General features: G+C 49.0%; 9 protein-coding genes and 1 riboswitch. Of the genes, 2 read left to right on the forward strand and 7 right to left on the reverse strand.

Features of this window, described 5'->3' with window-relative positions; genetic code table 11:
* Positions 1-53: 53 nt before the first annotated feature.
* A complete protein-coding gene (locus tag PKO02S_RS30370) occupies positions 54-1,871 on the reverse strand; it encodes an FAD-dependent oxidoreductase (protein ID WP_127588764.1) in 1,818 nt (605 codons plus the stop codon).
* 123 nt (positions 1,872-1,994) lie between these two features.
* Between PKO02S_RS30370 and PKO02S_RS30375 the strand changes: the two genes are divergently transcribed.
* Positions 1,995-2,798 carry an AraC family transcriptional regulator gene (locus PKO02S_RS30375; RefSeq protein WP_127588766.1) on the forward strand — a complete coding sequence of 268 codons (804 nt, stop codon included), beginning with the start codon at positions 1,995-1,997 and terminating at the stop codon, positions 2,796-2,798.
* Here PKO02S_RS30375 and PKO02S_RS30380 read toward each other — a convergent pair.
* Genes PKO02S_RS30380 through PKO02S_RS30390 form a run of 3 tightly spaced genes read right to left on the reverse strand, consistent with a single transcriptional unit; the run spans position 2,795 to position 5,825 of the window.
* On the reverse strand, positions 2,795-3,823 hold the full coding sequence (locus tag PKO02S_RS30380; protein ID WP_164821781.1) for a phosphotransferase: 1,029 nt from the start codon (positions 3,821-3,823) through the stop codon (positions 2,795-2,797). The two genes, PKO02S_RS30375 and PKO02S_RS30380, sit on opposite strands and share 4 nt — an antisense overlap.
* A 10-nt stretch (positions 3,824-3,833) precedes the next feature.
* Positions 3,834-4,763 (reverse strand): Gfo/Idh/MocA family protein, encoded by a 930-nt coding sequence (locus PKO02S_RS30385; protein ID WP_164821782.1) that lies wholly within the window; start codon positions 4,761-4,763, stop codon positions 3,834-3,836.
* A gap of 54 nt (positions 4,764-4,817) precedes the next feature.
* The gene (locus tag PKO02S_RS30390) at positions 4,818-5,825 is read right to left on the reverse strand and encodes a Gfo/Idh/MocA family protein (RefSeq protein WP_127588772.1); all 1,008 of its coding nucleotides are present in this window, start codon (positions 5,823-5,825) and stop codon (positions 4,818-4,820) included.
* Positions 5,826-6,077: 252 nt separating this feature from the next.
* On the opposite strand from PKO02S_RS30390, the gene PKO02S_RS30395 reads away from it, so the two are divergent.
* Entirely contained in the window at positions 6,078-7,475 is a 1,398-nt protein-coding gene (locus PKO02S_RS30395) for an extracellular solute-binding protein (protein ID WP_127588774.1), read from the forward strand.
* A gap of 132 nt (positions 7,476-7,607) precedes the next feature.
* On the opposite strand, the gene PKO02S_RS30400 is transcribed toward PKO02S_RS30395, so the two are convergent.
* The 3 genes from PKO02S_RS30400 to PKO02S_RS30410 form a co-directional block, all read right to left on the reverse strand.
* Positions 7,608-8,261 carry an HAD family hydrolase gene (locus PKO02S_RS30400; RefSeq protein WP_127588777.1) on the reverse strand — a complete coding sequence of 218 codons (654 nt, stop codon included), beginning with the start codon at positions 8,259-8,261 and terminating at the stop codon, positions 7,608-7,610.
* A gap of 90 nt (positions 8,262-8,351) precedes the next feature.
* Positions 8,352-8,431: riboswitch (ZMP/ZTP riboswitch) on the reverse strand.
* A 156-nt stretch (positions 8,432-8,587) separates the two neighbouring features.
* Positions 8,588-9,616, reverse strand: a complete 1,029-nt coding sequence (locus tag PKO02S_RS30405; RefSeq protein ID WP_127588779.1) for a phosphotransferase family protein — start codon at positions 9,614-9,616, stop codon at positions 8,588-8,590.
* 172 nt (positions 9,617-9,788) lie between these two features.
* Positions 9,789-10,300, reverse strand: a 512-nt coding sequence (locus tag PKO02S_RS30410; RefSeq protein ID WP_164821783.1) for a phosphotransferase family protein, incomplete at its 5' end; no start/stop codon positions are given.

Here is a 10,300-nt window from a genome sequence, read left to right on the forward strand (position 1 = left end):
CCAAAGGCCAGGTCGCGTAATAGACTACTCATGTCTCTATGTTGAAACTCCCGCTATTCACAAACCACTTCCATTACCCTCGCATGATCCAAGCCGTTCGTCTCAATCACTTCCACCCGCAGTCGGCTAAGCTGTTTCAAATCAACCCGGAAATGCAGCAAACGCTGGTAGTTATTCCGGACATGCGCAATCTCGGTCACCCCGTCCTCATGCTCGGCAAGCAGCTTGAACTCCTTCAAGGTTTCTTCCTGCGGTTGCCCCCATTGCATGAGCTTCTGGATCGAGTCCAGATGACAGAGGGTCAACCAACGATGAAGCCCGGTATCAAGCACCAGCGAGACAGATGTCACGTCTACCGGCTGCTCCCAGCGCAGCTCTAACCAGGGTGCGGCGTCACCGGGCTCGGACATCCAGCGGTGCGTACCCGCTTCAGTCAGATCCGGTCGCACGCCCTTCTCCCCGTGCGCAGAACGGGTATGCCCATCGGTCACCCACTCCGCCCGGCCTTGCTCCTGCTCGGAAGAAGCCGCAACACTTGCAGCCTTCGCCCGATTCGTCTCCAGCTTGCGCCCCGGCAGGAAGGCGCCCTGCCGCAGCAACTGCTGCTGTGCTTCCTCGACGATCGCTTGATTCACCCAAGCCTGCTCCAAGGGAAGGCTGTGCTTAAGGGCGACAGCCGCGAATGTCCCCAGTCCTTCTCCCATCACGGCACAGGTCCCCATTACACGAATGCTGGAAAAAGCTATATGAGTAGCGGACAAATTGCGCCCCGCGAACATTAAATTCTTAATATTGCGGCTGATCATCGAACGCAGCGGTATGCTGTACAAGTAGGGAGTATACGGTTGATGGCAGGGCTTCTCCTCCTTGGCATCGATCCCTCGGGGTGGATGCGTATCCATAGACCAGCCCCCGTAAGCGATCGTATCAGCAAAATCAACGGCCTGCTGAATATCATTCTGATTCAATACATGCTGACCGATGAATCTCCTCGACTCTCTTTTGCCTGGCACAAAACCGAACCAATCCAACGCCCAATTAGCGGACTCCGGGTGATTCCCGCTGTTCTTGATATGGTCCCATACACCCAGCATAATCGCTAACAGCTCATCTCGGATGAACTCGTTATCCTTGATCGTATCCAGCATTCCCCCAAACTCCACCCACCAATAACCGAATTCCCATGTGCTATGATTCCTGAATTTCAGATCCTCCTCGGAGAAGGAACGCGCCCAGACCGGGGGGGTAAAGGGCATAGGTCTCCCCATATCTCTGGAAGTGAACAACAGAGAGGAGCCCAACGCATACGCATCGCGATTCTCATTCGCGCTGTCTTCCCCATATTCATAAGAGGCTTCGCGACCCGTTGTATAAAGGGCGCCTGCCTCAAATCCAAGTCGACCGTCTCCCGTACAATCCACGAAGATATCAGCCGTTATGTCATAATCATCCTGCGTGCTTTCCCGTACAACATGAACAGAACGAATCCGCTCCTCTTCGACCTCGGCTCCGACTAAAGCTGTATTCAGCATAAGGGTCAGGTTGGCCTCCGCCCTGCATTTTTCGTATAAAATCAGATCCAGCATACTCGCACTCCGCTGCGGATTACGAACCGAACACTCTAGCATGATCTCTTCCAGAATTCCACTCTCTCTGCGCTCCGTTTCCAGCACCTTGCCAATAGCAGACGAACCCGAAATATTCATGCGGATCTCCGAGGATGCATTTCCCCCCAGAACAGGACGATCCTGACACAGAATGACTTGTGCTCCGTTACGGGCCGCCGCTAGTGCTGCTGCAACTCCTGTAATGCCTCCCCCTGCAACCAGAATCTGTGTTTTCAAAGCTTGCCTTTGCTGCCGTTTGTCCATCTCGATTGACTCCTCTCAACAATATGATATCTTTAATTTCATAGTACTTCTTGAGCATTACCCTTTAAAATCCACATAATTTCTGAGATCATATCCATAATTTCATGAATACAGGTGCATAAGATGAAGCTCTTGGAATGGTTGCCTAAACTAAAGACTCATATATATTGGGAGCGGAAAGAACAATTTCTACTCAAGCAAGACACTCATACATCTTGGGTATTATTCGCCGTGGAGTCCGGCCGGTTCAACTTCCAAATTGGCAACGTTCTCGATCAGGCCGAGTCCGGAGATCTCGTTATATGCCCCCCGAATACGGCCTTTCATCGGCGTATTGTGACTCCTCTATCCTTCCATGCGATTACATTTGATCTCCCCCATGAAGAAGCCGATCAAGAGCTCGCCGCCAGATTTCCTGATTACCTAATTCATTTGCCGCACACAACACGCTTGAATGACAACTTCGAGGAGCTAAGGCTCATCGAGCCTTTAACCTACAAAACGGCTGACAACGACAGTCGGAAGCAGCATTATTTTATCGATATATGGTATTTGATTGCCAAAGCATCCGGGAGGAAGGAAAATGTTCTGCCAACCGCCGCCAACGATAGTTTAATGGAGCAAGTCGCCCTGCACCTAAAGAATCATGCACATGAATCCATGGCAATACGAGAGGTAGCCGTGGACCTGGGTTTGACTCCTGTGCAATTGATTCGCAGGTTTAAAGCGATGTACGCCGTTGCCCCTCTGCAGTATTTAACTTCGATTCGAATAAAAACAGCCTGTACTCTATTGCTAGAGACAGACTGGACATTGGATGTTATAGCAGGCAAATGCAGCTACGAGAACGGCTATTACCTGAGCAGAGTGTTCAGTAAACATATGGGCTGCAATCCTTCAACTTATCGCAAACAAAATCAATATTAGTCGGCATACTTCACTTCTTCCGTAAGCCGTACCCTGTTCTCCTCCATCCATGCCAATGGACTTGCCATGCCAGCAGTTAACATCTCCAGATGGCGAGCTTCCGGGATCTTGGCCAGAGCTTGAACACGACTGTTAATCAATCTTGCGGAAATAAGATACGGCAGTGCGTAGGCTTCCTCTTGCTGCAGAGGTTGGTCGACGCTCTTGTTATAAGCGTTGACAAAATCGCCTATTCTTTCCCATTCAAACGAGCAGCTCCGGGTCAAGGAGAAAATATCCGTCCCGTCAATACCGCCAGGACGAACACCGGAGAAATAAAGGATGCCGTCCACGACATCTCGGATCCGAGGCTGCAAGCTAATCCAATCAAAATCGAATAAAGCACAGATCTCCGTGTCTCTAAAGGCTGCATTGGCCGGATGATAATCGCCATGAATGACAACCTTCGGCAATGCCGTGTAGAAGGAATCCGGAACATGCAGCAGGATTTCGCTTACATAGGACCTGATTCGAACAAGCTGTTCCCACTCCGGCTGTTCAGACCGGTGCCTATTCTCTTCCATATAACGTTCAAGCAAGGCGAGCATGACCGCCGGATCGTCGTACCGGGGGAGCTGTTTATCCACGCTTGGAACGAAATCCGCCAGTGCGTTGTGCAGCTTAGCCAGAAATGCGCCCGCCCCTGCAACCTGCATTCTGTTCTCCGGCTGAAAAGCATCCCCTTCCAAATACGGGGTTAGTTGATATACCTGGTCCTCTAGATTCGTATGCAGCGCACCTCTTCGATTCGGAAGAGGAGCAGGAATAGGGACACCTTGTTCTTTCAGATAGTACAAATATTGTTCTTCGTAAGCGATCCATAGTTCGGAGCTGTATTTCTTATTCCGCATGCGCATAATCAGCTTCCGTTGATCAAAGCGCACCAGATAGTTACGATTGGCGGTACCCCCATGAATTAGCGTAAGCTCGGCATGCTCGGGAATACCGTATTCCTTCATTAATAGCTGTGCAATTTCGGGTTTCATGGCTCCGCCCCTAAGATTGGATAAGCGGATATTTCTTCCGCTTGTAGCTCTGCGCGAAGGAAGTGCCGTCATATCCCGAGTAGTCTTGCGGTATGTCCTTCAGCGAGACGGTACGGCCTTGCTCCATGGACAGCTTGGCAGCTATGGCAGCCATCTCCGCCTCAGCAAGAGCCTTAAGAGGCAGGGGAACGGGCTGTTCTCCCGCATAATAAGGCAGAACCGCCTCCAGCAGAACCTGATAAAGCTTGCTGTTGTCTACTTGAAGGTAATCCACTCGCTTCTGTGAGACGATATTGGCATAGAACGGAATATTTCCTGCTGTTCCCCCAACGGAGACCATCCCCCTCCGCCCGTCCTTCCAGAGCAGCTCGAATTGATCCTGACCCGTCGTTCCAAGGTGAGTGACCTGGCTTATTCCAGGGCCCATCAAGCCATGAAGCATCGTATAGGCATGAATGCCATAGTTGAAGGCATCCACCCCACAGCCTGCAATCGCATAAACCCAATCTTCTCGAGGAAAGGCCTGTGACTTCCAACCCGCTACTTCCTGACTGTATCTTAGTGAAGATCCCCCAGAAATCTTGGCTCCCTCAGCGCTCCAGTCCAATAATTGCTGCAGATCGCGTACATTCCCCGCAAACGGCTTGTCAATAAATACACCCTTATCCGCCTCTACAAAAGGCCTGGCCCGCTCAACATGAACGTCCCAGTTACAGCTGTGAATGAATACTACATCAATGAGAGCCATCATTTCCTGCAAAGTGTTACATACGTTCTGAATTCCGTGCTCTTGAGCGAACGTTGCCGCATACCCGACCGGATTCACTTCGCCACTATCGAACACCGCTGTAACCTCATGGCCCAGTGATCGAATAAGGGGAACAAAAGCTGCCGGATGAGATGTATCCAGATCAACCATACCGACTCTTAATGTCTTCATTGCATGCTCCTCCTCTATTGTCCGCATAACCTCTGAACCATCGTGATCGACAAGCTACTTACAGCTAATGGTAGACAATGCTTGCTCGACTCTGGCTTGGATCGGCTCTGGCTTGCCGCTCTGCAGCGATTCAATGGCTTGCAGGATCATCAACGTGGCATACAGACCATCGATATGATCGATCAGCGGAGGTTCATCGTTCCGGATACATTGGAGGAACGCCTTGTTCTCCTCGAGGAAGCCGGTTTCCGAGCCCTTGTACACAACCGGGTCCTTCCCTTTTTCTTTATAAGTCAAGGTAGTCAGGCGATCGCAGATCGTAATGGACTTGTCCTCGGCAAACAGCTGCATGAAGAACTTGCTCGTAACCGGCGGAGTGCTGCAATCCCCTTGAACCAGGTTCCCTATCGCACCGTTGTTGAAACGGAATACTGCGGCAATATTATCAACCACGCCTGTAGACTGGTAATAGTTCCCGCCCGCTGCATACACCTCAACCGGCTCTGCGCCGGCAACGTAACGCATAATATCGGTAGAATGACAGCCTTGGCTGATCACGTTGCCGCCGCCCTTGATCGGATCGTTCGCCCATTTCCCTTCGCTCCAGCGATCGTCCATCATCTGCATCGTAACCATAATCGGCCGAGGGATTAACTCCTTGGCTTTCCCTAACATGTCGTAATAACGCATCTTGAAGGCCGTGAACAGCTTCTTGCCTGTTGCTGCAACTGCTGCTCCGATCCTCAGACATTCCTCCAGATTCATGGCCAGAGGTTTTTCTACGAGTACATGCTTGCCTGCCTCCAAGGCACGTACTGCAAAATCTGCATGCGTATCATGCAGAGTCGTAATATATAAAGCATCTATAGAGGAATCCTCCAACACCCTATTAATATCCGTAGTTGCATAATCACCGCCGAATTCAGCCAACAGCTTCTGAGCATTTGGCTCAAACACGTCACAATAAGCCGCAATCTCTGCCCCACCGATTTCTTTAATACATTTGGCATGAGTTCTGCCTAAGTTACCGCAACCAATAATTCCTACTCTAACTTGCTTCATCTCTCCATCATCCCTTCAAAGTAAATGAAAATTACGAACAAACTGCTGTACATCTACGATAATTCAACAGAATATACTCAAACTGCTGTACATACTGCTGTACTAATTCGCCTTCAGTGTACTCGCGCCTGTTCTCCCTGTCAACCACAACCCTTCATTGTCTGATGCAAGGATATGGGTTGTACAACAACTTGCTTTTCCGGTATCATTTTGGATGAAATATCCGAATGAGTCATGCAGAGGTGATCCGAGATGGACCAATCAAACCCAATCAGCCGCAAAACATTCCGCCGACGACTCGAGTACATGGTCAATCACTTGAGGAGGGACATCCGAGACGGACTCTATAAGCCGGGGGAATATCTGCCCTCCGAGTCTGAATTAGTTGTACGGTTTGAGATGAGCAACAAGTCCATTCGCAAAGGTCTGGAGCAGTTGGTTGCAGAAGGATTAATTGTGAAGGTAGACCGGGTCGGCAGTCGTATAACCGATCCTGCTAACGGTTCGCTAACTACTCTGACGCTCGGCCATCACTATTCCATTGAGCGGGATATTCAGCTCGGGCTGCTCCTGCAGGATTTTCAAACTCTTCATCCTGCAATTAAAGTCAACACCGTTCTGCTTAGCGGGATCAGCGAGGGATCCAATCTACAGAACGGTGCCATTGATGTATTCACAATTAATAATAATGAATTTATGGGGCTTGTGGATACCGACTCTACCCATCTGCTCGAGCCTCTTGAGAAAAATTCCGGTCTTTATCCTTTTGCAAATGAAGCGTTTGAACACGGGGAAGAGCAGCTTGCACAGCCTGTTATCTTCTCGCCAATTTTACTGGCTTACAATAGGAAGCACTTCATCGAATCCAACGTACCTGAACCTGACGGCAGCTGGACTTGGGGTCAAACGATTCGCCACGCAGCCGCCCTTACTGTTCCCGGCCGCAGATACGGACTGTACTTTCACTTGCTTGCCGACAACCGCTGGCCTGCCTTTCTGCTGCAAAGCGGGATGCGTTTCGAGCCTGACGCGAAGGGTAGCTTTCAATTGGCGGGAACCCGACTTCTTGATTGCATCCGACTGTGCAAATCCATTATTTCAAACACAGACGTGTTCCCGAATTATATGTCCGAGAACAGCAATGACGTCAATGAACTATTCATGCAGGGCAGAGTATCGATGATTATGACCAACTATATGACTTTGAACGAAATCAAACATTCAGATATCCGTTACGACATCTCCCCATTACCGTATTTATTCGAGCCCCGTTCCCTGCTGCTTGTAATTGGAGTGGCGATGAGCCGCAACTCAAAGAAGAAGGAAGCCGCCAGGCTATTCATGGAGTACCTGGCTTCGCCCAGAGCGCAGTCGAAGATACGCGAGCATACGCTCAGCTTGCCTGCGCTTAAGGAAATTGCCGAACAGCCTGCCTCTCCTTCCGAGGTGATGAATCGGCCCTCCCGCTATTATTTATTCCGGGAGATCATGTTCTCCTATCGACTGCATCGGGAGCTGAATTTGCCGCTTCACGCTTATAAATATTTGCGCCAGATCTTGAAGCAATACTGGTCCAATCTAATCACCGAGGAAGAACTATGCGAGCAGGCGAAGCATTTGTTTGGAGGTGCTGCATCCGATGGTCGCTAGTGAGAAGAGCGGGATGCTCAGTTCACGGAGCGAAGCCGCTCATCCTCACATTTCCGTTTCTGGTTGCAGCAAGCGAACAGGCTGCCTGAATGCAGGCAGCCTGTTCGCTCATCGTTGAATTCTCGTTTTCCGTTAGGTTCGGATCGGGTGGCTGCTCAGGATAATGTCCTTTAGTTCAGTCAGAGTCTTGATCCGATAGCTGGCCTGTGAGAAGTCATGTGTTTTTGTAAAGTCGTTATGGACAATAGCACAGTCGATACCAGCCGCCACGGCTGAGTTCAACCCTCTGTTTGAATCCTCTACAACCAGAGTCTCTTCTTTGGTAGCTCCGAAGCGCTTTAGGCCGGTCAAGTATGGTTCCGGGTGCGGCTTGGTGCGCTCGTAGTCTTCGCGAACAAGGACGAATTCCATGAATTGTATAATCTGGCGCTTTTCATGAATAAGTTGAAAATCCGCACGTTTGGCAGTCGTCACGATGGCCATGCGGACGTACTTTGACAGTTCGGCTAGAGTTTCAACTACGCCTTCAATCTCTATGGCTTCTGTTCTTAGATATTCCTGATAATAGACGTTGCGAACCTCACGCTGCTTGCTGATGGTCTGTTCATCAATACCTGTCGCCCTAGCTTGAGACCACGTGCCTAATGACTGGGTCATATCGCGGAGGTATTGATCTTTATCCAAGGTAAATCCAATGTCAGCCAGAGCGCGTTTTCCCGCTTTGAAATACCAGAATTCAGTATCAACCAGAACACCATCATGATCGAAGAGTATGAACTTTTTCATTGTATCGTTCTCCTTTCGCAGAGCCACTTCATGCATATGCACATGACTTTCAATAATTGAAATAAAAAAAAGCATCTGATCTAAGATCAAATACTTTGCCCAGGCGTACGGCTTATGAAATATGTGCTCCCCCGTAGTTGTCCTACGTTACGCCAGTCACACATATTTAAATACAATTCAATAATATCAGACAATTCCATTATTTCCAATACTGTTTTTGTTTATATTTTACGTGCTTATTGGACTATCCTGTCCTTTAGCTTAACGAGGCCTCCAAAAATGCCGACAGCCTGCGTTGCTGAGCTATAGTGCCCCGTTAGTTCAAACTATGTAACCAGATGTGACCATCCAGGGCTGTTCTTCATTTCATAGATTTTTTGGAGCGTATGGACACGTTTCGTCTTCTCATCATCGTCCTCTGTATGGAGATACCACTCCACAAGCCTGTACCCGAATACGAGAAGGATCAGCTCGTGGACGCAATGATCGGCGATAGGGGATACATCCGCATACTCCGAAAAGCCTTTGTAATACGCGGGGACACATCGCTGGTAGTATTCGACCATGTGATCGATATCCGCTTCATCTGCAATCAGGCTTGCGAGATCCTCGCCCAGGTAGCCCCATCCGCTGGTATCCCAGTCGATGAGCGCGATTTTCCCGTCGGTATAGATCAGGTTGGTCACCCAGAAGTCCCGGTGGCATAGCACAAGGGGCAATTTTTCGATGCGGTCGAGTATCTCGTCTGCGTGCTCATCGATGTCGATGAGCATTTGCCGCACGTGCTGCGGGAATTCGCAGTCCTCCGAGCGTATATAATCGTAGACGACCGGCCATGACCGGTAATGTAGATACGTATTCTTCATGAGGTCCGCATGGCTCAGGTTGGTCAGGCACTGCAGCACAGCGGGCTGCTCCACATACAGCTTGCCTTGATAGCGTCCTAACTCCAGCGCGGCCTGTTCATACATGTCACCGGTCAGGTCTAAGCCGGTTACGCCATCGATATATTCCAGCCACAGCTGGAATTCGTTTTCATCGGTATTGAACTCGGCGTGATAACATGTCGGCCAGCGGAAGGCATCCGAGAACGTCGCTCCCAAATCAGACGCATAGAGATCATATTCCCGACGCCAGGAACCCGGATCTCTGTAACGCTCCCATTTCTTCTGGATTTTTAGCACGATACGGTACGGCAATTTTTCGCCACCCGAGGTTTCGGCGATCCCCGTTATCAGGTACACATTTCCCACAGTTCTGCCCTGTAACGGCATGGTTTGGCAGTCCGCTGAGATGATATCCGTCTTGAACCGTTGGCTTAAAACATAAATCAGCGTTTGAAGTTCAATATTCATTTCTTCCTCCATTTTCTCTTCGTTTGCTTGCCCCACATATCAAATGTAATACCTAATTTCTGGAAGAGTTTCATTATAACTTTCCTGCCCGACAGCTTAACGAGGCCACCAAATCATATCGGTAGCCTCGTTTCTGGTTGAGCTATAGATCTCCGTTAGTTGAATCCCTTAACTAGAAAAATGCGTATAGTCCGTTTTCAAAATATTTGTATTCTCGTTCATCTAATATCTTTTTTCCGTATCCCTCAAAGAAAACATCAATCTCCGAATTTGTTTCAATAGCATTGGGCTTCGGGCGAATCGCTAAAGATAAATCATATCTCGGGTCTCCAAACGCTCCGCCGCTCCAATCAATAACGCTAGTTACTTTTCCATCATGAAAAATTACATTATCAATAGTAAAATCACCATGAATTAAGGTGTTTTTTATTGAAGATGGTTTATTTTCTTTTAATTCCTCCAATAATTCGGGCGTTCCATCGACCGAATAATGTTTAAGATTGTATTCTGCTCGTCGCAACATTTCTTCTAACCAAACAGAATCCCACTTCATATCTTTCGGGCATGATGTTGAATGAATCTGTGCTAAGACTACACCAAAACTGAATATCATTTCATGTTTCTGGCTCAACCCCAAAATCAGTTCTTGATTATTAGCGCAACATCCGGTGGCGGTTACATTCG

The organism is Paenibacillus koleovorans NBRC 103111, assembly GCF_004000845.1.
GTDB lineage: Bacteria > Bacillota > Bacilli > Paenibacillales > NBRC-103111 > Paenibacillus_AA > Paenibacillus_AA koleovorans.